Origin of the sequence: uncultured Bacillus sp., from assembly GCF_958411575.1 — a bacterium.
GTDB lineage: Bacteria > Bacillota > Bacilli > Bacillales > Bacillaceae > Bacillus > Bacillus spizizenii.
In genome coordinates this window covers 1-22,849 of record NZ_CATYRA010000009.1, presented here as the reverse complement: position 1 = coordinate 22,849, position 22,849 = coordinate 1, and the positions used below count along the sequence as shown (strand labels likewise).

Below are 22,849 nucleotides of genomic sequence, written 5' to 3'. Positions count from 1 at the left end.
ATAAGGAATTGGGGAAGATTTTGCTCGTTTATGCAACAATGTCAGGCAACACTGAAGCGATGGCAGATTTGATTGAGAAGGGGCTTCAGGAGGCGGAAGTGGAAGCGGACCGTTTTGAAGCGATGGATATTGATAATGCACAGCTGTTTAACGATTATGATCATATTATTATGGGAACCTATACGTGGGGAGACGGAGATCTGCCTGATGAATTTTTAGACCTTGCTGAAGATATGGATGAGATTGATTTTTCCGGCAAAACATGCGCTGTATTCGGTTCCGGTGATACGGCATATGAATTTTTCTGCGGAGCAGTTGATACGCTAGAAGCCAAAATAAAAGAACGCGGAGGCGAAATTGTGCTGCCTTCGGTAAAAATAGAAAATAATCCAGAAGGTGAAGAAGAGGAAGAATTAATGGAGTTCGGGAGACAATTCGCAAAGAAAAGCGGAATCGCTGTCTGACTCACCCACTGGGAACTGCTAAAGCAGCTGTTCCTTTTTTTCTTGTCTTTGTATCTTTCCTTTGATACAGTAATGAGGTAGAAAATCAGGAGGAGGACTATACATATGAAAATGATGGACGCAAATGAAATTATTTCATTTATTCAAAATAGTACAAAATCTACACCTGTAAAGGTTTACGTGAAAGGTGAGCTGGAAGGAATTAATTTCGGTGAATCTGCGAAAGCTTTTATCAATGGAAACACTGGTGTCGTTTTCGGTGAATGGAGCGAAATCCAAACAGCAATTGAAGAAAATCAAAGCAAAATCGAAGACTATGTGGTTGAAAATGACCGCCGCAATTCTGCGATTCCAATGCTTGATCTTAAAAATATCAAAGCGCGTATCGAGCCGGGCGCGATCATCCGTGACCAAGTTGAAATCGGTGATAACGCAGTCATCATGATGGGTGCTTCTATCAATATCGGTTCAGTTATCGGCGAAGGCACAATGATCGATATGAACGTTGTCTTGGGCGGACGAGCTACTGTTGGAAAAAACTGCCATATCGGAGCGGGTTCTGTGCTTGCGGGCGTTATTGAGCCGCCATCCGCTAAACCGGTTGTCATTGAAGACGACGTTGTGATCGGCGCAAATGCTGTTGTGCTTGAAGGCGTAACAGTAGGTAAAGGAGCGGTTGTTGCTGCGGGAGCGATCGTGGTAAACGATGTTGAGCCATACACTGTCGTTGCAGGAACACCTGCTAAAAAAATCAAAGACATTGATGAGAAAACAAAAGGCAAAACTGAAATCAAGCAGGAATTACGCCAGCTGTAAGGAATGGTTTGATAAAAAAGGCGTGGATAATATATCCACGCCTTATTCGTATAGGCAGGAGGAATGAAAATGAAGAAAGAGGAGCTCATCGCAATCCGCAGAGATCTGCACCGTATACCGGAGCTAGGATTTCAGGAGTTCAAAACCCAGCAATATTTATTAAATGTTTTGGAACAATATCCGCAAGACAGAATTGAAATTGAGAAATGGCGAACAGGGCTTTTTGTAAAGATCAACGGGACGGCGCCGGGAAAAATGCTGGCATACAGAGCGGATATCGACGCGCTTTCCATCGAAGAGCAAACCGGTCTTCCCTTCGCATCAGAGCATCACGGTAACATGCACGCCTGCGGACACGATTTGCATATGACGATTGCACTCGGCATTATTGACCATTTTGTTCACCATCCGGTCAAACATGATTTGCTGTTTCTGTTTCAGCCGGCAGAAGAAGGACCTGGCGGTGCGGAACCAATGCTTGAGAGCGACGTTTTAAAAAAGTGGAAGCCTGATTTCATCACTGCACTGCATATTGCTCCAGAGCTGCCAGTAGGCACTATCGCGACAAAAAGCGGCCTTCTTTTTGCGAATACATCAGAGCTTGTCATCGATTTGGTAGGCAAAGGGGGACATGCAGCCTATCCGCATTTGGCCGAGGACATGGTTGTAGCCGCAAGCACACTTGTCACCCAGCTGCAAACGATCATCTCTAGAAACACAGATCCGCTGGACAGTGCCGTTATTACAGTTGGTACCATTACCGGAGGCTCAGCACAAAATATCATTGCGGAAACGGCCCACTTGGAAGGCACGATCCGCACGCTTTCTGAAGAATCAATGAAGAAGGTAAAGGAGCGGATTGAAGATATAGTGAAAGGAATCGAAATCGGGTTCCGCTGCAAAGGGAAAGTGACATACCCGTCAGTGTATCACCAAGTTTACAATACGAACGGACTGACAGAAGAATTTATGTCTTTTGTTGCTGAACATCAACTGGCAACAGTAATCGAAGCAAAAGAAGCAATGACTGGAGAGGATTTTGGCTACATGCTGAAAAAATATCCCGGCTTCATGTTCTGGCTCGGTGCTGACTCTGAACATGGGCTTCATCACGCCAAGCTGAATCCTGATGAAAATGCGATAGAAACAGCGGTTAACGTCATGACAGGTTATTTTTCTGTTTATGCCAATTAAGTATAAATGAAAGAATAAAATTCCATAAAATGAGCACTCTAGTAAACGGAGGTGTTCAATAATGGCTAAAAAAATTGGAATTGAACAATCGTTATCAGATGTAGAAGCTGCATTAAAAGAAAAAGGATATGACGTTGTAATGATGAAAAGCCCTGACGATGCAAAAGGCTGTGACTGCTGTGTCGTAACAGGTCTTGATAATAATGTGCAAGGGATAGCCGATACGGTAACACAAGCACCTGTCATTACAGCTTCCGGGATGACTGCTGAAGAAATTTGCAGCGAAGTTGAAAGCAGAATTCAGTAAATAAAAACCGAAGCAAAAAGCTTCGGTTCTTTTATTTATTCTGTTTCTTTAGGAAAAGCACGGTCAAACGCGGTTTTTATTTCCTTTCTAAGCACTCGCTCGACCCGCCATTGTTCCATATTTTCTGTTTTGGCAATGACTCTGATCACGATTTCAGAAGTTCCAAGTTCTTGAATCCCGATGACATTGGGACCTTCTTTTATTTGCGGGAGAGAGGCCGCTGTCTCATCACATACTTGCTGTAAAATGTGAATCGTTTCATCAATGTTTCTTTCAGCCGGCACTTTAATATCAACTAAAGCCTGCATTGTTCCCCGCGAATGATTGCTCACGTTTGTAATGTTTCTGTTTGGGATATAATGCAGGGTTCCGTCAAAGCTGCGGATTTGAGTGGTTCTTAAGCCAACCTGCTCAACAATCCCGTCAAAGGTGGAAACAGTAATATAATCTCCGACATCCAATTGTTTTTCAAGCAATATAAAAAAACCTGTCACGATGTCGCTGACAAGTCCTTGGGCGCCAAATCCGACAGCCAGTCCGACGATTCCTGCTCCCGCTAAAAGAGCACTTGGATCGTAATGGAACAAATCAAGAACCATGACAAAGAATATAAAAATTAATATGTAAGCAAATATGTTAAGAGTCAGGCTTCGGAGTGTATGTGCACGTCCGATAGTCAAGCTGTGCTGCTCCTCGAATTTTGCAAACAGATGTTTAATGATTTTTATGCCTAAAGATCGAACGATAAAGTAGAGCAATACCATAATGACGAGTTTAATGAGCAGGATACCGGCATTTGTAATCAGTCCCGCCCAATCGTATTGTTTAATAAAATCCATGTTGGAGCTCCTTTTTCTGAATTGATTGCTGCACATTGAGGTTAGTTACCCTATACATGAATATGTTAAACTCTTTACTCAAAAATGTCGAAACCAAAGACATACAAGATTTGTTAAAAATTGACTCAGAAAATCCTCTCCTATATAATGGGCATTGTGATGTTGTTAACGAAATATGGGTAAACACCCTTTATTTTCATGTGAATCCGGCTTTTAAGCCAAACTATAAATTGGAGGGATACATATGGCAGAACGTATGGTAGGTAAACAAGCTCCTCGTTTTGAAATGGAAGCAGTCCTTGCAAGTAAAGAATTTGGCAAAGTAAGTCTTGAGGAAAACATGAAAAACGACAAATGGACAGTGTTGTTCTTCTATCCAATGGACTTCACTTTTGTTTGTCCGACTGAAATTACAGCAATGTCTGACCGCTATGACGAATTCGAAGATCTTGATGCTGATGTCATCGGGGTTTCAACTGATACAATCCATACTCATTTGGCGTGGATTAATACAGACCGCAAAGAAAACGGCCTTGGCAAGTTGAAGTATCCGCTTGCTGCTGATACAAACCACGAGGTATCCCGTGAATATGGCGTTTTAATCGAAGAAGAAGGTGTGGCCCTGCGCGGATTGTTTATTATCAATCCTGAAGGCGAGCTCCAATATCAAACTGTTTTCCATAATAATATTGGCCGTGACGTTGACGAAACGCTTCGTGTTCTTCAAGCGCTGCAAACTGGCGGACTCTGCCCGGCTAACTGGAAACCAGGCCAAAAAACACTTTAAGTCTTTCTAAGGACGAAAATGGGTCTAACATATTCGTTAGGCCTTTCTGTTTAATAGGAGGGTAAAGCAATGAAATTACGTCAGCCAATGCCTGAATTGACTGGGGAGAAGGCCTGGTTCAATGGTGAAGTAACGAGAGAGCAATTGATCGGGGAAAAGCCGACGCTTATTCATTTCTGGTCCATCAGTTGCCATCTGTGCAAAGAAGCGATGCCGCAAGTGAACGAATTTCGTGATAAATATCAAGATAAACTGAACGTAGTAGCTGTACATATGCCTCGTTCCGAAGATGATCTTGACCTCGGCAAAATTAAAGAAGTAGCTGCTGAACATGACATCACTCAGCCGATTTTTGTCGACAGTGATCATGCTTTAACAGATGCATTTGAAAATGAATTTGTGCCTGCATACTATGTGTTTGATAAAACAGGACAGCTCCGTCACTTCCAAGCCGGCGGGAGCGGTATGAAAATGCTTGAAAAACGTGTGAACCGTGTTCTGACTGAAACAGAACAGGCATCTGAATAGTTCTTCATAAAAACCTGATCTCATCAGGTTTTTTTTGTGAAAGAAAACAATCGAAGAAGAGTAAGAAGCTTATTTTTCCAAATTTGGGCATAGGAAATGATGATTTGTTTAATTGAATCGCTAAAAAAACAGCTAATTTTTGATGTTTTTCCTCAATTTTAGATAAATTTCATATCCCATTACTCGAAAATTGTAGATATTACACTAAATTTCATTAAAGAAGTAAGTAATATATATATTTTCAACATTATACCAAATGAATTTGAAAGCCCCTCAATCCCTTGTGAATAAAGGACTCTTTTGAAAAATAAAACATTTTCAGAAAATAAGGAATTTTTCATAGAGTAAATATAATAGTAAAATGCTAAAATAATAGTTGATAAAATTACTTTTGTAATCTAATATCTTAATTAAAGATGTTAATTTTGATAGGGGGTACATTGAGGAATGTTTAATGAAAGAGAAGCTTTGCGCTTGCGGTTAGAACAATTAAATGAAGCTGAAGTGAAAGTCATTCGTGAATATCAAATTGAACGTGATAAAATATACGCAAAATTAAGAGAGCTGGACAGAAATGGAAGCCCTTCCGAAATCAAAAAGGATTTCCGTTCTGAAAAAAAACCTGACTCTCTGCCGGTTCTCGCCGAGCTTGCGGCTCAGGAAATCAGAAGCTATCAGCCGCAATCACAGCAGCAGTCTTCTGTTCAGCCTCAGCTTCAATCTATTTCCTCTCTTCCTGCCGGTATACCAGACGGAACAACACGAAGAAGAAGAGGGACGGCAAGACCGGGATCAAAAGCAGCTAAGCTGCGTGAAGCTGCCATTAAAACATTAAAACGCCACAACGCGGCGATTAAGAGTTCCGAGCTTCAAAAAGAGATTGAAAAAGAAAGCGGTCTTGAAATCCCTAATATGACAACGTTTATGCAAAGCTTAATTAAAATGTACCCGGAAGTGAAAAAGCCGTATCGCGGCCAGTACATTTTAGAAGGCGAAATTGAATCAACTGAATCTGCAGAATCAGCAAATGAATAAAGATACAGAAAAACTGCTTGGCATGGCTCAAGCAGTTTTTTATTGAGGTTTTTTCTGTGAAGGTTTGTTTTCTTTTTCAAGATTAAGCTTATATACCCACTTTTGATATGGCTTTTCTTCAGCGGCTCTGTTTTTCAGCTCTTCGATTGTATGGCTCATGGCTTGGTCTGATGATTGGGCGCGGGCAAGCTGTTTTTGAAGCGCATGTATCTGCTTGGTGACATCGTCAAGTATGGCTTCTACATGAGCTGGCTGCGCGTAGACCGCTGGAGCTTCTTCTGCCGTTTTTTCTTTTTGTTTCGTGCCGCCATCAATATCGGCAAAATGAGAAGCAATCCAGGCATCGCTTTCATCAAGCTGCCGTTTATACGATATAATAGTTTCGTGAAATAATTTTTCTTTCGTTTTTTCTATTTCGAGCAGCCTTTCTTTCGTTTCTATGATTCGATCTTTCATATGATCAACTTCTATTTTAATATTTTTTAGCTGATATTCTTTTTCTACCATTTGCTCTTTTAGACGGCCGTTTTCGGCTTTTATCAATTCGGTTTGCTGTTTTGCCTGAAGCAGTGCGCCTTGTTCCTGCTCAATAGAGGCCTGAAGATGGCTGATTCGTTTATGAAGATTTTTATTTTCTTCTTCAATTTTGATATTAGCAATATGAAGTTTATGTTTTTCTTCTATTTCTGCTTTGCGTTTATAGGTTTCAGCAGAAAGAAGCTCCTGCAAAGCAACGATTTTATCAAGCAGCTCAGCTCTTATTTGGTGAAGGGTTTGGCTGGTATGGGAGGCGTGTTTTTCTTTCGTTGACATTTGTGTTAATTCGGCAGACAGCTGCTGGAGTTTTTCTTTCATATCATTATTTTCTTTGAGAAGCTTGTTATTTTTCTGATGGAAGTAGCTTGCTTCAAGTTCGGAAATCAGCTTATGGCACCTTGAAAGCTCTGATTTTAAATAAAGGTTCTCCTGAGACACGTCGTGAAAAAAAGGACCTGATCTTTTCATTCGAACCATCTCCCTCATGATGTTAACACTACAATATGCAAATACTGAACAGCTATTCCTCTTTAATAAACAGACAAGCATTGGCATTGGGGCTTTGCTTTTGCTATGCTTTTAACGAACTAGAGGTGAGATGACATGAAGCATATAAATGTACTGCTGGCAGGAGGAGCTTCACGGCGCTTCGGAGAACCGAAGGCATTTGTAAATTGGAGAGGCAAGATGTTTTACGAATGGGCTAAAAAGGCGTTTGGAGAACATACAGTTATCATCAGCCGTCCTGAGTTTATTGATAGATTTCAAGAAAACGGTGAAATCGAAGTGTATCAAGATGCTGAGCCGTTTCAAGGAATGGGGCCTTTGGCTGGTATATATACCGCTTTTAAAAAGACAGACGGTGATCTTTATACTGTTCTATCCTGTGACACGCCGCTGATACAAAGAAGGACGATGCTGGAGCTCAAGCGCCTGATGACTGAGGGTATAGACGCGGTCGTCCCGATTTCAGACGGACGGGAGCAGCCATTGATTGCAATTTACCATAAACGAATTATGCCGATTCTATATGATCAGCTCTCTGAGAAGAGATTAAGAATATCAGATTTGTTAGGCCGAATTTCGGTTTGTTACGTACAGGCTGAAGAGATCGGAGCAAATCCGGCAGAGTTTATCAACGTTAATACACGTGATGATTTTAGGCGTTTGGAAGAAAAAACGGACTCCTTCAGGTGGGACTGATGGAGCAAAAACATGTTAAGATGACATAAAAGATAAGGAGAACAGGTTTGATGGAGGAGCGTTATTCACGGCAAATCAGATTTAAGCAAATAGGCGAAATAGGACAGAAAAGACTGGGAGACAGCCATGTGCTGGTTGTCGGAGCTGGAGCGCTTGGGACTGCAGGTGCTGAAGGGCTTTCGAGAGCGGGGGTCGGTACCATTACCCTTATTGACCGTGACTATGTGGAGTGGAGCAACCTGCAAAGGCAGCAGCTTTATACAGAAAGCGATGCCAAGCTCCGTATGCCGAAAGCCATGGCTGCCAAAGAGCATCTGTCAGCGATTAACAGCGGAATACATATTGAGGCGTATGTTGCCGAAGGAACAGCTGAAACGCTTGAGCCGCTGATCGAAAAAGCAGATGTCGTGATCGACGCGACAGATAATTTTGAAACCCGCATGCTGATAAATGATCTAGCCCAGAAAACAAAGACACCGTGGGTCTATGGTGCTTGTGTAAGCAGCCAGGGGATGTTCATGACGATTATTCCGGGAGTAACCCCTTGTCTGTCTTGTTTGTTTGAGCAAATTCCTGTCGGCGGGGCGACGTGTGATACTGCTGGCATCATTCCGCCCGCTGTGCATATTGTTTCGGCTTATCAGCAGGCTGAGGCTTTAAAGCTATTAACCGGACAAACAGATGCGATACAGCGAGGTTTTGTGACATTCGATGTCTGGAACAACTCACATATGGAGATTAACGTGGATCACGTACGCCGTGAGGATTGTCCTTCTTGCGGAGCACATGCGGTTTATCCTTATCTCCAAGACTGGAACACACCAAAAGCCGCTGTACTGTGCGGCCGTGATACAGTTCAGGTAAGATCGGAATCATTAAAAAGAATTCCGAAACAGGAGCTCATCAAGCGGCTGAAAACAATTGGAAAGGTCGAGGCCAATGCGTTTTTGCTGCATATTTTTTACGAAGATTTCAGAATCGTCATTTTCAATGACGGACGGGCACTGGTGCATGGAACAAATGATGTGAAAGAAGCCAATTCCGTGTTGGCAAGAGTAATTGGATTGTAACAACAGGAGGGGTCAGAATGCTGGAGAAAAGAATACCGATACCGGTAGACGAGGCAGTTCGGCGTGTCAGCCATTTTCAAAAACAAGGGGAAACAGAATGGGTGGCGCTTGAAGATAGCCTTCATCGATTTTTAGCTGAAGATGTAACAGCAGATCACCACGTACCTGCATTTGACCGTTCGCCATACGACGGTTTTGCTGTCAGAGCGTGCGATACGGCTGAAGCTTCACGTGAGAACCCAGTTCGGTTTGAAGTTATAGATCATATTGGAGCGGGGGCTGTATCTGAAAAAGAACTTGGCCCGTTTCAGGCCGTGCGGATTATGACTGGTGCGCAAATCCCTGAAGGAGCAGATGCTGTCGTCATGATAGAGCTGACTCAAACCTTTGAGGAGGATGGGAAAGCGTTTATGTCTTTAAAACGCCGCTTCCAGACGGGGGATAATATTTCAAAAACAGGTGAAGACGCTCAAAAAGGGAGTATTTTATTGAGAAAGGGCACCCGGGTGACACCAGGAGTGACTGCGCTTTTGGCAACCTTCGGATACGCATCTGTGCCTGTTGTGAGAAAGCCTGTTGTCGGGATAATCGCAACTGGTACCGAATTGCTGAATGTCAGTGATCCGCTGGAGCCGGGGAAAATCCGCAACAGCAATGCCAGTATGGTGTATGCGCAAGTGATAGAAGCAGGCGCATCACCGCTTTATTTAGGGAAAATTTCTGATGTTCTGGATAAAAGCTTTGCCGCGATCAAAGAAGCAATGAAAAAGGTTGATTTTCTGATTACAACGGGCGGCGTGTCAGTGGGTGATTTTGACTTTTTGCCTGCGATTTATGAAAAACTCGGAGCGGACGTGCTCTTTAATAAAGTTGCCATGCGCCCGGGCAGCGTAACAACGGTGGCGCATGCAAACGATATGCTGCTGTTTGGCCTGTCAGGTAATCCTTCAGCATGCTATGTCGGTTTTGAACTGTTTGTCAAACCGATGATCCAGACATGGCTGTTCAATGAAAAACCGCACTCAATTTGTGCAGAAGCTGTTTTGACAAAGGATTTTCCGAAGCCGAACCCATTCACCCGATTTGTTCGTGCATTCGTGTATCACCAGGAAGGGAAGCTGTTGGCGGCACCCGTCGGATTAGATAAGTCGAGCTCTGTCACGTCACTTGCAGAAGCAAATGCGTTTATTATCCTGCCGGGCGGCACAAGAGGGTATGAATCAGGCCGAACGGTTCAAGTGCTGCTCATCAGAGAAGAGAATGGAAGTGAATGGCCTTGGTCTGTCCTCTCCCGATCGTCCAAGTTGTAGGATTTCAAAACAGCGGAAAAACAACGTTTATTGAGCGTATTCTTGAAAAAGCCTCTGAACAGGGGCTCAATTTGGGTTGCTTGAAGCATCACGGACACGGCGGTGAACCGCAAACGTTCACTGAAGGAAAAGACACTGACCGTTACCAAGCGGCAGGTGCTGATGTGACAGCGGTAGAAGGTGCTGGTGTGTTACAGCTGACAGCCCGCCGCAATTGGGATTTGACGCGGCTGATCGAGTTATATCAGTTTCTAGAAACAGACTGCCTTCTGATCGAAGGCTTTAAAAAAGCCCCTTATCCTAAAGTAGTTATACTAAGCGAAAAGGAAGATCTAGAAGCGCTGAAGACAGTAAATACAATCGCCATCATCTATAGAAAAAAAGAGCATATGACAGAGCATCAGGGATTACCCATTTTTCATGCGGATGATCCGGTTGCCGTGGATTTTGTGCTCTCACAGCTGAAGGGGGAATCTGCATAATGGAACGGTTTGAGGTTACGAAAACACCCATTATTACTGAAGACATCATCAAAAAAGTGGAGAAACGGGAAGCAGGGGCAATTACTACATTTATTGGCACGGTTCGGGAATGGACAAACGGAAAAAGAACGGTTCGGCTTGAATATGAGGCATATGAACCGATGGCCGTGCAGATGCTGGCTCAAATCGGCGCTGAAATCGAAGAAAAGTGGGAAGGCGCTTCAGCGGCGATCACGCACCGTATAGGTGTGCTGGATATCGGTGAAGCAGCGGTCGTGATCGCTGTATCTTCTCCCCATCGAAAAGCTGCTTATGAAGCCAATGAGTATGCGATCGAACGAATTAAACAGATTGTGCCCATTTGGAAAAAAGAAATTTGGGAAAACGGTGAGCAATGGATCGGCGACCAGCTTGAAACAACAGCTTATCCGAACGGAAAACCAGATCTAAGCGAGGGAGAGCAGCATGATTAAAATTCTATTATTTGCAGGGCTTGCCGAACAGGCCGGCACACAAGCATTGGAAATAGATATGGAACAATCAACGACAGACGAAATAAAAGCGAGTCTAAAAGAACAATACGGCCTCGAATCCATTGATACAGCTATGATTGCCGTTAACGAAAGCTATGTAAAAGAAAACACCTCCGTATCTTCAGGTGACACGGTAGCCATCATTCCACCGGTCAGTGGTGGATGAAAACCGGACGGCATTCAGCCATCCGGTTTTTCTGTATTTTTTTCGCATATCCCCAAGTATCCTCAGCATACAATGATTTTCTGTAAGCGTTTATTCTACATATAAGTGACTCCCTATAAAGTAAGAGACCCACTCCATCATTAGACTGAATTTTTTGAAAAACAATAGAAATTTATTTCGGGTATCGATATAGTAAAGATGATAAAAACTGGAAAGGTGCTGGATATGGAGACATTTAAAAGATTAAAAACGTTTTATTGGCCGTACAGAAAAGTGTTTATGTGGTCGCTTCTGGCCATGCTTTTGATGACTGCGATTACTGTCGTTTACCCGATTATCCTGCAAATTACGATTGATGAAATCGTAATGGGGAGGCAGTATCAGCTTGCAGCATGGGTCAGCTTGGGATTTATTGTGGTAATGGCCCTGAAAGGAATCGCCACTTTTTTTCATCAATATTTAGGTGATATGTTTGGAATCAAATCCGTTTATCGGCTGAGAAATGGCCTGTATGAAAAACTGCAGCGGCTGTCTTTTTCTTATTATGATAACGCGAAAACGGGAGATTTGATGTCCAGGCTGACAGCTGATGTTGAAGGGCTTCGCTTTTTCTTGTCATACGGTCTCGCTGAGCTCATACGATTCGGCCTGCTGGTCGCCATCAGCCTGTCGGTCATGTTTTACTATTCTGTTCCTCTTACGCTTGTGACCATAGCTGTTCTGCCATTTCTCGCTGTTGCGGTATATCAGTTTGACAAAAGGGTCCATCCTGCCTTTAGAGGCATCCGCAAATCGTTTGCGAAACTCAATACAAAAGTCCAAGAAAATATCAGCGGCATCAACACGGTTAAATCTCTTTCCAGGGAAGATTTTCAGATCAGCACTTTTAATAAGGCCAATGCGGAATACAGGGCACAGTATTTACAAACATCATCCATTTGGTCTGCGTATTTCCCTTTAATGGAGTTCATCGGTAATATTTGCATTGTAGCTCTCCTCTCATACGGCGGCTATTTGGTCATGCAAAATCAGCTTAATCCCGGCGAGCTTGTCGCTTTTTTCAGCCTCGTCAATTATATGATGTGGCCGATTATGAACTTAGGCTTTGTAATCAATATGTTCTCTCAAGCAAAAGCGTCAGGTGAACGCCTGCTGGAAATTCTGGAAAGAGAAGAAGGCATCACAGACCATGCTCATACTTTGCATAAACAAAAATTAACCGGCAATGTCCATTTCAAAAATGTTTCTCTTGCATACGGAAAAGAACAAACAAACGCGCTGTGCAATGTAAGCTTTGAGGCAAATAGCGGGAAGATAATCGGACTATTGGGCCCGACAGGCTCAGGTAAAAGCTCAGTCACACAGCTCCTCACCAGGTTTTACAGCCCTGTTGGCGGAATGATTGCCATTGATCACAAACCCATTACAGATTATTCGTTAAAAACCCTTCGCTCCAATATCGGGGTCGTACTTCAAGAATCTTTTCTGTTTTCATCTACGATTCGATCAAATATTTCGTATGGGAGGCCGGACGCCTCAATGGAAGACATCATCGAAGCGGCAAAAAGGGCGCAGGCTCACGACTTTATTATGGAGCTTCCTGATGGATATGATACCATGCTGGGAGAGAGGGGAATGGGGCTTTCCGGGGGACAGAAACAGCGAATCGCCATTGCGAGAGCCATTTGTTTGAACCCAAGCATTTTAATATTGGACGATGCCACAAGCGCAGTAGATATGCAAACGGAGCACAGCATACAACTCGCCTTAAAAGAAGTTATGAAAAACCGCACAACCTTTATCATCGCTCACCGTATTTCTTCACTGAAACACGCCGATGAAATTCTTGTTTTTGATAAAGGGCGCATTTGTGAAAGGGGAACACATCACGAACTTCTTGAAAAAGGCGGCTACTATAAAAAGATTTATGATTTGCAATACCGTGATGTCAAAATGATCAATGAGCCGCATCAGGTCGGATAGGGAGGGCCATATGAAACAAGCAAAAAAACAGGGGATTTTGGAGCGTTTCTATTATTCTTCAGATGAAATCATTGAAAAGCCGTTTAACTGGGCTCAAATGTGGCGGCTGCTGAGTTATGTCAAGCCTTATCGAAAAACAATTTTGCCGCTTTCCTTTCTCACCGTATTGATTGGGACTGCTGTGAAGCTTGTGATTCCCATTCTGATCGGTGTTTATGTTCTCGATCAAGCGATTACAGCGAGAAACTCGGAGCTGCTGACCCAGCTCATTTTTATCATTAGCGGTTTATATGTGCTCAATTATGCCGCCAATGTGTTAAGAATCAGGTGGATGAATCAGCTTGGCCAGCATGTGATATACGATTTGCGCCAGCATTTATTTACCCATGTGCAGCGCTTATCCCATCGATTTTTTGATCAGCGGTCGGCAGGATCGATCTTGGTCAGGATTATGAATGATATTAACTCTCTTCAGGAGCTCTTTACAAGCGGAGTCATCAACTTATTGACGGACTTGCTCCTTCTGGCCGGCGTTATCATCATTTTGTTTACGCTGAGTCCTGAGCTGACTATCGCCATCATGGTGACACTGCCGATCATGTTTTTTATTTCAACAAGTCTCAGAAAAAAAATACGCCGCTCCTGGCAAACGGTGCGACTTAAGCAATCGAAGCTCAATTCTCATCTGAACGAAAGCATTCAAGGCATCCGTGTCACGCAGGCATTTACGCAAGAAGAAGAAAACATGGCGTATTTTGACGGTGTCAATCAGGAGAACTACCAATCATGGCGGGAAGCAACAAGAAAAAATGCCATGTTCCGTCCGTTGGTAGAAATGACGAATGCGATTGGAACGGCTGTTTTGATTTGGTATGGCGCCACACTCATCATGAATGAAACCATCACGATTGGCGTCTTCGTTTCTTTTGCCTTCTATCTGGGCATGTTTTGGGAACCTATTTCGAGACTGGGCCAGGTCTATAACCAGCTGTTAATGGGGATGGCCTCATCCGAACGGATCTTTGAGTTTCTGGACGAACAGCCAAATGTCAAGGAGAAGCCGGATGCCATTCATAAGAAAAAGATAAGTGGGGAGATCAGTTTTGAAGAGGTTGAATTTTCGTATGATGAAAAACGAAAAGCTCTTCACGCGGTTTCCTTCTCTATCCCGGCGGGCTCAACGCTTGCGCTTGTCGGACATACGGGGAGCGGGAAAACGACGATCGCCAATTTAATCAGCCGTTTTTATGATGCCACGGGAGGCACCATTAAAATAGATGGCATTCCGATAAAGGATCTCTCCCTTGCCAGTCTGCGCTCTCAAATCAGCATTGTGCTGCAAGATACATTTATTTTCTCCGGGACCATCATGGAAAATATTCGTTTTGGCCGGCCGGGTGCTTCAGACGAAGAAGTGATGAAAGCAGCTAAAGCGGTCGGAGCTGATGAGTTTATTTCTGGTTTAGCAGAAGGATACAAAACAGAGGTGGAGGAAAGGGGAAGCGTACTGTCTGCCGGGCAGCGCCAGCTCATTTCCTTTGCAAGAGCATTGCTCGCCGATCCAGCTATTATCATCCTCGATGAAGCAACGGCAAGTATTGATACAGAGACGGAGGTAAAAATTCAGCAGGCGTTAAAAACGCTGCTGAAAGGGCGTACAGCAGTGATGATCGCCCACAGATTGTCCACGATCCGCGACGCCGACCGCATCATTGTTCTTGATCACGGCAAGAAAATGGAAGAAGGGAACCATGAAGAGCTGCTCGCTAAAGGGGGCATCTATGCCGAGCTTGTGAAAGCGCAATACAGCACAGTGATAGAATAATATAAAAAGCCTTCAGTTATACATTGAAGGCTTTTGGAAATTTATTAAAAAAACATGAAACTTTTTGGTACCTCTCCCGTACTATTTGTTAGATATTCTCGAGGAGGTTTTGTAATGGAAACAAATGTAGAAAAAAACAGCGGAATGGCGACTGAAAAGCCATCACTTTTCGGAGTGATCACAAGTCCGTCCGTTCAATTTGAAAGAATAAGAGAAAGACCGGCTGTATGGGGACCGCTATTAATTGTTGCAGCGATTATCATCGTTGGCGCGGTACTGCAATCACTCGGTACGGATTATAGTGAGCTTTTGAAAAGCGGGGACACTGAAGGGTTATCAGCTGAACAAATTGAAACTGTCGCAACAATAACCAAATTTGGAGCAATGGCAGGCGCTATTTTCGGCGGTATCGCAGCGTTATTTATTGCCCCTCTTATTTATTGGCTCTGTGTAAAAATATCAGGCGGAGTTACCACATACAAAAAAATGCTTTCTCTCGGTCTGTTTGTCTCTTTAATTAGCAGTCTTGGATTATTGATTAATGGAATCGTTGTTTTCACGACTGATGCCAATCCGCTTTACAGCATGACGTCATTAGCAGGGATTATCCCGTCAGATGGGGCTCTGGCCAGCGTGTTAAATTCCTTTGAAATTTTCAGCATATGGAGTTTTGTAATATTAGCGATCGGGCTTCACAAAACAGGGGGCATCTCCAAAAAAGCTGGATGGATTTCAGCAATTATTCTTTTTGGAATTTTAGTTGTTTTTTCGTTTTTTACAGGTTTAATCAATTCTATGGCGGGTGCATAAACTCATGAAAAAAGTCTGGATCGGGATTGGAATCGCTGTTTTAGTCGCGCTTTTTATTGGAATAAATATATACCGGTCTGCCGCTCCGACAAGCGGCAGCGCCGGCCAGAAGATACAGACGGGAGGTCTCGAAGAAAAAGAAATCTCGGCAACGGTTATGGTTCCCGGCACACTTAAATTTTCAAATGAACAGTATGTGTTTTATGAAGCGGATAAAGGGACATTAGAAGACATTAAAGTGAAGGAAGGCGATAAAGTTAAAAAGGGCACGCCTTTGATCACTTATACAAATGAACAGCTGAGCCTGGAAAAAGAACAGAACCAGTTAACGGCTGAATCGAATCAGCTTCAAATTGACCAAATTCAAGAAAAGGTAAAAGCCTTAGACAGCAAAGAAAAAGAACTGGAAAAACAGGTTGGAAAGAAAGAAGCAGAAAAACAAATTGAATCTGAGCGGACGGAGCTTCAAATGCAGGAAAGAACAGCTGAGATCGAATTAAAACAAACCGAGCTTCAGCGGCAGTCACTTGCCAATCGGGTGTCAGATCTTCAAGTGAAAAGCGACATCGAAGGCACCGTTATTTCTGTCAACCAAGAAGCGGCATCCAAAAAATCAGATATTCAAGAGCCTGTCATACATATCGGCAACCCGAAAGACCTAGTCGTCTCAGGGAAATTGTCTGAATACGATACACTGAAAGTCAAAAAAGGCCAGAAGGTCACACTCACTTCAGATGTTATTCAGGATAAAACATGGAAAGGCACAGTTTCCGCAGTCGGACTTGTTCCGGATCAGCAGGAAAGCACTGCGGCACAAGGAACAGAACAAGCGGTCCAGTACCCGCTTCAAGTGAAAATAAAAGGGAATCTTCCAGAAGGAAAGCCAGGGTTTAAATTCATCATGAATATTGAAACAGATAAGCGGAAAGCAAATATGCTTCCTTCAAAGGCAGTCAAAAAAGAAGATGATCAATATTATGTATATACAGTAAAAGACGGAAAAGCAAAACGAGTTGATGTCAAAATTGGTGAAGTAACAGATGATCTGACAGAAATTAAAGAGGGAATTTCTCAAGATGATCAAGTCATTTTGAATCCTTCTGATCAGGTGACCGATGGAACGGAAGTGAAAGCATAAATGATTCAGCTTTCTAATGTGCGAAAAAGCTACCAGATCGGCAGGGAAACGTTTGATGTTCTCCATTCCATTGATTTGGACATTCATCAAGGGGAATATGTCTCGATTATGGGGCCGTCAGGATCAGGGAAATCGACGATCATGAATATTATCGGATGTCTTGACCGGCCGACTTCCGGTACGTATAAATTAGACGGCGAAGATATTTCTTCATATAAAGATAAAGAATTGGCGGCAGTCCGTAACCGGTCTATCGGTTTTGTATTTCAGCAATTTCAGCTTCTTCCGCGGCTGAACGCCAAAAAGAATGTTGAGCTGCCGATGATTTATTCCGGTATAGGTAAAAAAGAACGGCAAGAGCGGACTGAGAGAGCGTTGGAAAAGGTGGGGTTAGCTGATCGAATGCTCCACATGCCTAATGAGCTGTCGGGCGGACAGAAGCAGCGGGTGGCAATTGCGAGGGCGATCGTGAATGAGCCAAAATTGATTTTAGCTGATGAACCGACCGGCGCGCTGGATACGAAAACAAGCACGGCGATTATGGATCAATTTACAGCATTAAATGCCGAGGGAACGACAATCGTTCTTGTTACTCACGAGCCGGAAGTTGCAGATTGCACGAATCGGATCGTCATGGTGCGTGACGGAAACATTGTTCCTGCCAGCTCCGGACAAAGGAGTGTGGGAGAATGAGCCTGTTAGAAAACATCAGAATGGCTCTAAGCTCTGTCCTTGCCCATAAAATGCGTTCGATCTTAACGATGCTCGGCATTATCATTGGCGTAGGCTCTGTCATTGTTGTCGTAGCGGTAGGACAGGGCGGCGAGCAAATGCTGAAGCAGTCGATCAGCGGTCCGGGAAATACCGTGGAGCTGTACTATATGCCAAGCGATGAGGAGCTTGCAAGCAATCCGAACGCCTTAGCAGAATCTACTTTTACAGAAAACGATATTAAAGGTTTAAAAGAGATAGAGGGCATCAAACAAGTCGTTGCCTCGACTTCTAATAGTATGACAGCGCGTTATCATGAGGAAGAAACCGATGTTACGATTAACGGCATAAACGATGGATACATGAATGTCAATTCTCTACAAATCGAAAGCGGCCGAACTTTTACCGACAATGATTTTCTCGCGGGGAAAAGAGCCGGAGTCATCTCTCAAAAGATGGCTGAGGAGCTGTTTGATAAAACCTCTCCTCTCGGTGAAGTAGTTTGGATCAACGGACAGCCTGTTGAAATTATCGGCGTGCTGAAAAAAGAAACAGGCTTGCTTTCTTTCGGCTTAAGTGAAATGTATGTGCCATTTAATATGATGAAATCCTCTTTTGGCACAAGTGATTTCAGTAACGTATCATTGCAAGTCGAATCAGCAGACGACATAAAATCAGCTGGAAAAGAAGCGGTTCAACTGGTAAATGACAATCATGGCACAGAGGATTCGTACCAAGTGATGAACATGGAAGAGATCGCTGCCGGGATTGGCAAAGTAACGGCGATTATGACGACGATTATCGGCTCAATTGCAGGCATCTCTCTTTTGGTCGGCGGAATCGGGGTCATGAATATTATGCTCGTATCAGTCACGGAACGGACGCGGGAAATCGGAATCAGAAAATCACTCGGTGCGACGAGGGGACAGATTCTGACTCAGTTTTTAATTGAATCAGTCGTATTAACGCTGATTGGCGGTCTGATTGGGATTGGTATTGGATACGGAGGGGCATCGCTTGTTTCAGCTATTGCGGGCTGGCCGTCACTCATATCCTGGCAGGTTGTATGCGGGGGCGTGCTGTTCAGTATGCTCATTGGTGTTATTTTCGGCATGCTTCCTGCAAATAAAGCCGCAAAGCTTGATCCGATTGAAGCGCTGCGTTATGAGTAACCTCATGCAACATGCATGAGGTTTTTTTATGTTTCATGATTTCTACTATGAATATAAAAGACTTTTTTCATTAAAATAAGAAGAAAATGTCGTACAATTGTCCTTATTTTTGTCGAATTTACAGTTTACAAACCCTATAGACATACGTTAATATGGAGAAACGTGAAAGATTTTGATAGTTATTGAATGAATTTGAATGATTTTAGTTGCCTAAACTGAAAAGAGCGTTTACAATGAAATTGTATTCAAAATGAATACGTTTTCATTAGGAGGTGAAGCATGTTAACTCCTGAACGGCATCAATTGATTATTGATCAAATAGAAAAGTATGATGTGGTAAAAATTCAAGAGCTCATAAATCTGACAAATGCTTCTGAATCAACAATCAGAAGAGATTTATCGACGCTTGAAGAACGCGGTTTTTTAAAGCGTGTTCATGGGGGAGCGGCCAAGCTTTCCGATATCAGACTTGAACCCGATATGCTTGAAAAATCATCCAAAAACCTTCACGACAAATTGAAGATTGCTGAAAAAGCTGCTTCACTTTTAGAAGAAGGGGACTGCATTTACCTTGATGCAGGCACGACGACTTTGCACATGATTGATTTTATGGATAAAAGCAAAGATATTGTCGTTGTCACAAACGGGGTGATGCATATCGAAGCATTAATTAGGAAAGAAATTTCTTTTTATCTGCTTGGAGGATACGTAAAGCACAGAACGGGCGCGGTCATTGGAGGCGCTTCACTGATTGCCATGGATCAGTACAGATTTGACAAGAGTTTTCTGGGTACAAACGGTGTCCATACAGAGGCTGGCTTCACAACGCCGGACCCTGATGAGGCCCTTTTAAAACAGAAAGCTGTCAAACAGGCAAAACACGCTTACGTCTTAGCAGACCCTTCGAAATTCGGAGAAATTTCATTTTCGGCATTCGCCGGAATAGGCGACGCAACAATCATTACGACTGACGCTGAAGAGCTTACATTCGATAATTACCAAGAAAAAACTGTCGTAAAGGTAGTGAAACCATGATTTACACTGTAACACTTAATCCATCTGTCGATTATATTGTTCACGTTGAAGATTTTACTGTAGGAGGCCTGAACCGTTCCGCATACGATACAAAGTATCCAGGGGGCAAAGGCATCAACGTATCGAGACTGCTGAAAAGACACCATGTACCGTCTAAAGCACTCGGATTCGTCGGGGGATTTACCGGAGAATATATCAAAACATTTTTGCGGGAAGAAAACCTGGAAACAGCTTTTTCTGAAGTGAAAGAAGATACCCGTATCAATGTAAAGCTGAAAACTGGTGATGAAACTGAAATTAACGGGCAGGGACCGACAATTTCAGATGAAGATTTCAAAGCCTTTTTAGAACAGTTCCAATCTCTGCAAGAGGGAGATATCGTCGTCCTTGCAGGAAGCATTCCATCTTCACTGCCTCATGATACTTATGAAAAAATCGCAGAGGCCTGCAAACAGCAGAACGCGCGAGTTGTTCTGGATATCTCAGGCGAGGCGCTTTTGAAAGCGACAGAAATGAAACCGTTTTTGATGAAACCAAACCATCATGAGCTTGGAGAAATGTTCGGCACGACAATTACATCTGTTGAAGAAGCTGTTCCTTATGGGAAAAAGCTTGTAGAACAAGGCGCTGAACATGTCATCGTATCCATGGCTGGAGACGGAGCGCTTCTATTTACGAACGAAGCAGTTTATTTTGCTAACGTGCCAAAGGGGAAATTGGTAAACTCAGTCGGAGCGGGAGATTCCGTCGTTGCAGGGTTCCTTGCCGGTATATCCAAACAACTGCCGCTTGAAGAAGCATTCCGCTTAGGAGTGACATCAGGCAGCGCTACCGCGTTCTCTGAAGAACTTGGAACAGAAGAATTTGTCCAGCAGCTTCTTCCTGAAGTTAAGGTCACACGTCTATAGAGGAGGAAACAAAAGTGAAAATAACTGAGCTTTTAACGAAGCATACGATAAAGCTTAATATTGAGAGCAAAGAAAAAGAAAATGTTATTGACGAAATGGTCACTGTTCTTGATAAGGCTGGAAAGTTAAATGACAGACAAGCCTACAAAGAAGCCATTTTAAATCGTGAGAGCCAAAGCTCAACGGGTATTGGTGAAGGAATCGCTATCCCGCATGCGAAAACGGCAAGCGTTATCAACCCAGCGATCGCGTTCGGACGTTCAAAAGACGGTGTCGATTATGAATCATTAGACGGCCAGCCGGCTCACTTGGTGTTCATGATTGCGGCGACTGAAGGCGCAAACAACACTCACCTTGAAGCATTGTCAAGACTTTCAACGCTGTTAATGCGTGAAGAAATCCGCAAGCAGCTCCTTGAAGCTGAGTCTGAAGATGCCATCATCGACATCATTAACCAGCATGATAAAGATGATGACGAAGAGGAAGAGGAAGAAGAAGCGGCACCAGCACCTGCCGGAAAAGGAAAAATCCTGGCGGTGACTGCATGTCCGACAGGTATTGCACACACATTCATGGCTGCGGATGCCCTTAAAGAAAAAGCGAAAGAGCTGGGTGTGGACATTAAGGTCGAAACAAATGGTTCAAGCGGTATTAAGCACAAGCTGACTGCCCAAGAAATTGAAGATGCACCTGCAATCATTGTCGCAGCGGACAAGCAGGTTGAAATGGAGCGCTTTAAAGGCAAGCGCGTGCTTCAAGTACCTGTTACAGCAGGTATCAGACGCCCGCAAGAGCTTATCGAAAAAGCGATGAATCAAGATGCGCCGATTTATCAAGGCAACGGCGGCGGTTCTTCAGCTTCAAACGAGGAAGATGGAACGAGTGGAAAATCTGGCGGCGGCATCGGAAGCGCGTTTTATAAGCATCTGATGAGCGGTGTCAGCAACATGCTTCCGTTCGTAGTCGGCGGCGGTATCCTCGTTGCCATTTCATTCTTCTGGGGAATTAATTCATCCAATCCGGATGATCCTACTTACAACACGTTTGCTGCAGCTCTTAAGTTTATCGGCGGTGACAATGCATTAGGATTAATTGTGGCTGTTCTTGCCGGATTCATCGCAATGAGTATTGCAGACCGTCCTGGTTTTGCGCCTGGTATGGTCGGCGGATTTATGGCTACTCAAGCAAATGCTGGATTCTTAGGCGGATTAATTGCCGGATTCCTGGCTGGTTATATCGTTGTTCTTTTGAAAAAAGCATTCGTCTTTATTCCGCAGTCACTTGACGGACTGAAACCTGTATTAATTTATCCGCTGCTTGGTATTTTCTTAACTGGTATTATCATGCGTTTCGTTGTGAATACACCGGTAGCAGCATTTATGGATTTCTTAACAAACTGGCTTGAAAGCCTTGGTACTGGCAACCTTGTATTAATGGGTATTATCTTAGGCGGTATGATGGCGATCGATATGGGCGGTCCGCTTAATAAAGCAGCCTTTACGTTCGGTATCGCGATGATCGATGCAGGCAACTATGCGCCTCATGCAGCGATTATGGCCGGCGGTATGGTTCCTCCGCTTGGTATCGCACTTGCAACAACAATTTTCCGAAACAAGTTCTCTCGACGTGACCGTGAAGCAGGTATTACATGCTACTTCATGGGTGCTGCATTCGTAACAGAGGGAGCGATCCCGTTTGCTGCGGCTGATCCGCTTCGCGTCATCCCAGCTGCTGTCGTTGGTGCAGCTGTTGCCGGCGGATTAACTGAATTCTTCCGTGTCACGCTTCCGGCACCTCACGGAGGAGTGTTCGTAGCCTTCATCACAAACCATCCGCTGCTTTACCTATTAAGTATCGTGATCGGTGCTGTCGTGATGGCCATTATCCTCGGTATCGTTAAAAAACCTGTAACTGAGAAATAAGAAAAAAGCGTCCTGATTCGGGACTGACCCCCGTTTTCGAGACAGGGATCAAAACACCTTTTAAACAGCCAATT

General features: G+C 43.7%; 24 protein-coding genes. 22 read left to right on the top strand and 2 right to left on the bottom strand.

Annotated elements, in window-relative coordinates:
* Positions 1 to 8 precede the first annotated feature (8 nt).
* The 4 genes from Q5C82_RS15035 to Q5C82_RS15020 all read left to right on the top strand — a co-directional run bounded on the left by Q5C82_RS15035 (position 9) and on the right by Q5C82_RS15020 (position 2,781).
* Positions 9 to 464 (top strand): flavodoxin, encoded by a 456-nt coding sequence (locus tag Q5C82_RS15035; RefSeq protein ID WP_003218678.1) that lies wholly within the window; start codon positions 9 to 11, stop codon positions 462 to 464.
* A 105-nt stretch (positions 465 to 569) separates the two neighbouring features.
* Positions 570 to 1,280: a 2,3,4,5-tetrahydropyridine-2,6-dicarboxylate N-acetyltransferase gene (dapD, locus tag Q5C82_RS15030; RefSeq protein WP_003218680.1), complete on the top strand. Its 711-nt coding sequence runs from the start codon at positions 570 to 572 to the stop codon at positions 1,278 to 1,280.
* A 69-nt stretch (positions 1,281 to 1,349) separates the two neighbouring features.
* Entirely contained in the window at positions 1,350 to 2,474 is a 1,125-nt protein-coding gene (locus Q5C82_RS15025) for an N-acetyldiaminopimelate deacetylase (RefSeq protein WP_003218682.1), read from the top strand.
* Positions 2,475 to 2,535: 61 nt separating this feature from the next.
* Positions 2,536 to 2,781 (top strand): YkuS family protein, encoded by a 246-nt coding sequence (locus tag Q5C82_RS15020; RefSeq protein ID WP_003218684.1) that lies wholly within the window; start codon positions 2,536 to 2,538, stop codon positions 2,779 to 2,781.
* A 35-nt stretch (positions 2,782 to 2,816) separates the two neighbouring features.
* On the opposite strand, the gene mscT is transcribed toward Q5C82_RS15020, so the two are convergent.
* Entirely contained in the window at positions 2,817 to 3,620 is an 804-nt protein-coding gene (mscT, locus tag Q5C82_RS15015) for a small-conductance mechanosensitive channel protein MscT (protein WP_003218686.1), read from the bottom strand.
* Between the two features lie 244 nt (positions 3,621 to 3,864).
* Here mscT and ahpA point away from each other — a divergent pair, with 244 nt between their 5' ends.
* The 3 genes from ahpA to rok all read left to right on the top strand — a co-directional run bounded on the left by ahpA (position 3,865) and on the right by rok (position 5,970).
* A complete protein-coding gene (gene ahpA, locus Q5C82_RS15010) occupies positions 3,865 to 4,407 on the top strand; it encodes a biofilm-specific peroxidase AhpA (protein WP_003218688.1) in 543 nt (180 codons plus the stop codon).
* Positions 4,408 to 4,476: 69 nt separating this feature from the next.
* The gene (gene ykuV / locus Q5C82_RS15005; protein WP_003218690.1) at positions 4,477 to 4,935 is read left to right on the top strand and encodes a thiol-disulfide oxidoreductase YkuV; all 459 of its coding nucleotides are present in this window, start codon (positions 4,477 to 4,479) and stop codon (positions 4,933 to 4,935) included.
* 447 nt (positions 4,936 to 5,382) lie between these two features.
* Positions 5,383 to 5,970 carry a transcriptional regulator Rok gene (gene rok, locus Q5C82_RS15000; protein ID WP_003218692.1) on the top strand — a complete coding sequence of 196 codons (588 nt, stop codon included), beginning with the start codon at positions 5,383 to 5,385 and terminating at the stop codon, positions 5,968 to 5,970.
* A 39-nt stretch (positions 5,971 to 6,009) separates the two neighbouring features.
* Here rok and cse15 read toward each other — a convergent pair whose 3' ends face one another.
* A complete protein-coding gene (gene cse15, locus Q5C82_RS14995; RefSeq protein WP_003218694.1) occupies positions 6,010 to 6,975 on the bottom strand; it encodes a spore protein Cse15 in 966 nt (321 codons plus the stop codon).
* Positions 6,976 to 7,110: 135 nt separating this feature from the next.
* Here cse15 and Q5C82_RS14990 point away from each other — a divergent pair, with 135 nt between their 5' ends.
* From Q5C82_RS14990 to Q5C82_RS14920, 15 genes are all read left to right on the top strand, one after another.
* Positions 7,111 to 7,710, top strand: coding sequence for a molybdenum cofactor guanylyltransferase (locus tag Q5C82_RS14990; RefSeq protein WP_003218697.1), 600 nt, complete (start codon positions 7,111 to 7,113; stop codon positions 7,708 to 7,710).
* Positions 7,711 to 7,760: 50 nt separating this feature from the next.
* On the top strand, positions 7,761 to 8,780 hold the full coding sequence (locus Q5C82_RS14985) for a MoeB/ThiF family adenylyltransferase (RefSeq protein ID WP_003218699.1): 1,020 nt from the start codon (positions 7,761 to 7,763) through the stop codon (positions 8,778 to 8,780).
* Between the two features lie 17 nt (positions 8,781 to 8,797).
* Positions 8,798 to 10,090: a gephyrin-like molybdotransferase Glp gene (glp, locus tag Q5C82_RS14980; RefSeq protein WP_003218701.1), complete on the top strand. Its 1,293-nt coding sequence runs from the start codon at positions 8,798 to 8,800 to the stop codon at positions 10,088 to 10,090.
* Positions 10,051 to 10,572: a molybdopterin-guanine dinucleotide biosynthesis protein B gene (gene mobB, locus Q5C82_RS14975; RefSeq protein ID WP_003218703.1), complete on the top strand. Its 522-nt coding sequence runs from the start codon at positions 10,051 to 10,053 to the stop codon at positions 10,570 to 10,572. Before glp ends, mobB begins: the two co-directional genes overlap by 40 nt.
* Complete coding sequence (locus Q5C82_RS14970; RefSeq protein WP_003218704.1) at positions 10,572 to 11,045, top strand: molybdenum cofactor biosynthesis protein MoaE; 474 nt, start codon at positions 10,572 to 10,574, stop codon at positions 11,043 to 11,045. The genes mobB and Q5C82_RS14970 overlap by 1 nt, the downstream gene beginning before the upstream one ends.
* Positions 11,038 to 11,271 (top strand): molybdopterin converting factor subunit 1, encoded by a 234-nt coding sequence (gene moaD / locus Q5C82_RS14965; RefSeq protein ID WP_003218706.1) that lies wholly within the window; start codon positions 11,038 to 11,040, stop codon positions 11,269 to 11,271. Before Q5C82_RS14970 ends, moaD begins: the two co-directional genes overlap by 8 nt.
* 225 nt (positions 11,272 to 11,496) lie before the next feature.
* Complete coding sequence (locus Q5C82_RS14960; RefSeq protein WP_003218708.1) at positions 11,497 to 13,254, top strand: ABC transporter ATP-binding protein; 1,758 nt, start codon at positions 11,497 to 11,499, stop codon at positions 13,252 to 13,254.
* Positions 13,255 to 13,264: 10 nt separating this feature from the next.
* On the top strand, positions 13,265 to 15,079 hold the full coding sequence (locus tag Q5C82_RS14955) for an ABC transporter ATP-binding protein (RefSeq protein ID WP_003218710.1): 1,815 nt from the start codon (positions 13,265 to 13,267) through the stop codon (positions 15,077 to 15,079).
* A 114-nt stretch (positions 15,080 to 15,193) separates the two neighbouring features.
* On the top strand, positions 15,194 to 15,889 hold the full coding sequence (gene yknW, locus Q5C82_RS14950) for a toxin SDP protection protein YknW (RefSeq protein WP_003218712.1): 696 nt from the start codon (positions 15,194 to 15,196) through the stop codon (positions 15,887 to 15,889).
* Between the two features lie 4 nt (positions 15,890 to 15,893).
* Positions 15,894 to 17,027 (top strand): efflux RND transporter periplasmic adaptor subunit, encoded by a 1,134-nt coding sequence (locus tag Q5C82_RS14945; protein ID WP_003218714.1) that lies wholly within the window; start codon positions 15,894 to 15,896, stop codon positions 17,025 to 17,027.
* Positions 17,028 to 17,720: an ABC transporter ATP-binding protein YknY gene (gene yknY, locus Q5C82_RS14940; protein ID WP_003218716.1), complete on the top strand. Its 693-nt coding sequence runs from the start codon at positions 17,028 to 17,030 to the stop codon at positions 17,718 to 17,720.
* Positions 17,717 to 18,910 carry a sporulation-delaying-protein transporter subunit SkiZ gene (gene skiZ / locus Q5C82_RS14935; protein WP_003218718.1) on the top strand — a complete coding sequence of 398 codons (1,194 nt, stop codon included), beginning with the start codon at positions 17,717 to 17,719 and terminating at the stop codon, positions 18,908 to 18,910. Before yknY ends, skiZ begins: the two co-directional genes overlap by 4 nt.
* Before the next feature lie 279 nt (positions 18,911 to 19,189).
* On the top strand, positions 19,190 to 19,945 hold the full coding sequence (locus tag Q5C82_RS14930; protein WP_003218720.1) for a DeoR/GlpR family DNA-binding transcription regulator: 756 nt from the start codon (positions 19,190 to 19,192) through the stop codon (positions 19,943 to 19,945).
* On the top strand, positions 19,942 to 20,853 hold the full coding sequence (gene pfkB, locus Q5C82_RS14925; RefSeq protein ID WP_003218722.1) for a 1-phosphofructokinase: 912 nt from the start codon (positions 19,942 to 19,944) through the stop codon (positions 20,851 to 20,853). Before Q5C82_RS14930 ends, pfkB begins: the two co-directional genes overlap by 4 nt.
* Before the next feature lie 14 nt (positions 20,854 to 20,867).
* The gene (locus tag Q5C82_RS14920) at positions 20,868 to 22,775 is read left to right on the top strand and encodes a PTS fructose transporter subunit IIABC (RefSeq protein WP_003218724.1); all 1,908 of its coding nucleotides are present in this window, start codon (positions 20,868 to 20,870) and stop codon (positions 22,773 to 22,775) included.
* Positions 22,776 to 22,849 lie beyond the last annotated feature (74 nt).

What these genes read in the sequence shown, in the direction of transcription:
- dapD (WP_003218680.1), top strand. Translation starts at nt 570, where the DNA reads ATGAAAATGATGGACGCAAATGAAATTATTTCATTTATTCAAAATAGT.
- Q5C82_RS15025 (WP_003218682.1), top strand. Translation starts at nt 1,350, where the DNA reads ATGAAGAAAGAGGAGCTCATCGCAATCCGCAGAGATCTGCACCGTATA.
- Q5C82_RS15020 (WP_003218684.1), top strand. Translation starts at nt 2,536, where the DNA reads ATGGCTAAAAAAATTGGAATTGAACAATCGTTATCAGATGTAGAAGCT.
- mscT (WP_003218686.1), bottom strand. Translation starts at nt 3,620, where the DNA reads ATGGATTTTATTAAACAATACGATTGGGCGGGACTGATTACAAATGCC.
- ahpA (WP_003218688.1), top strand. Translation starts at nt 3,865, where the DNA reads ATGGCAGAACGTATGGTAGGTAAACAAGCTCCTCGTTTTGAAATGGAA.
- ykuV (WP_003218690.1), top strand. Translation starts at nt 4,477, where the DNA reads ATGAAATTACGTCAGCCAATGCCTGAATTGACTGGGGAGAAGGCCTGG.
- rok (WP_003218692.1), top strand. Translation starts at nt 5,383, where the DNA reads ATGTTTAATGAAAGAGAAGCTTTGCGCTTGCGGTTAGAACAATTAAAT.
- cse15 (WP_003218694.1), bottom strand. Translation starts at nt 6,975, where the DNA reads ATGAAAAGATCAGGTCCTTTTTTTCACGACGTGTCTCAGGAGAACCTT.
- Q5C82_RS14990 (WP_003218697.1), top strand. Translation starts at nt 7,111, where the DNA reads ATGAAGCATATAAATGTACTGCTGGCAGGAGGAGCTTCACGGCGCTTC.
- Q5C82_RS14985 (WP_003218699.1), top strand. Translation starts at nt 7,761, where the DNA reads ATGGAGGAGCGTTATTCACGGCAAATCAGATTTAAGCAAATAGGCGAA.
- glp (WP_003218701.1), top strand. Translation starts at nt 8,798, where the DNA reads ATGCTGGAGAAAAGAATACCGATACCGGTAGACGAGGCAGTTCGGCGT.
- mobB (WP_003218703.1), top strand. Translation starts at nt 10,051, where the DNA reads ATGGCCTTGGTCTGTCCTCTCCCGATCGTCCAAGTTGTAGGATTTCAA.
- Q5C82_RS14970 (WP_003218704.1), top strand. Translation starts at nt 10,572, where the DNA reads ATGGAACGGTTTGAGGTTACGAAAACACCCATTATTACTGAAGACATC.
- moaD (WP_003218706.1), top strand. Translation starts at nt 11,038, where the DNA reads ATGATTAAAATTCTATTATTTGCAGGGCTTGCCGAACAGGCCGGCACA.
- Q5C82_RS14960 (WP_003218708.1), top strand. Translation starts at nt 11,497, where the DNA reads ATGGAGACATTTAAAAGATTAAAAACGTTTTATTGGCCGTACAGAAAA.
- Q5C82_RS14955 (WP_003218710.1), top strand. Translation starts at nt 13,265, where the DNA reads ATGAAACAAGCAAAAAAACAGGGGATTTTGGAGCGTTTCTATTATTCT.
- yknW (WP_003218712.1), top strand. Translation starts at nt 15,194, where the DNA reads ATGGAAACAAATGTAGAAAAAAACAGCGGAATGGCGACTGAAAAGCCA.
- Q5C82_RS14945 (WP_003218714.1), top strand. Translation starts at nt 15,894, where the DNA reads ATGAAAAAAGTCTGGATCGGGATTGGAATCGCTGTTTTAGTCGCGCTT.
- yknY (WP_003218716.1), top strand. Translation starts at nt 17,028, where the DNA reads ATGATTCAGCTTTCTAATGTGCGAAAAAGCTACCAGATCGGCAGGGAA.
- skiZ (WP_003218718.1), top strand. Translation starts at nt 17,717, where the DNA reads ATGAGCCTGTTAGAAAACATCAGAATGGCTCTAAGCTCTGTCCTTGCC.
- Q5C82_RS14930 (WP_003218720.1), top strand. Translation starts at nt 19,190, where the DNA reads ATGTTAACTCCTGAACGGCATCAATTGATTATTGATCAAATAGAAAAG.
- pfkB (WP_003218722.1), top strand. Translation starts at nt 19,942, where the DNA reads ATGATTTACACTGTAACACTTAATCCATCTGTCGATTATATTGTTCAC.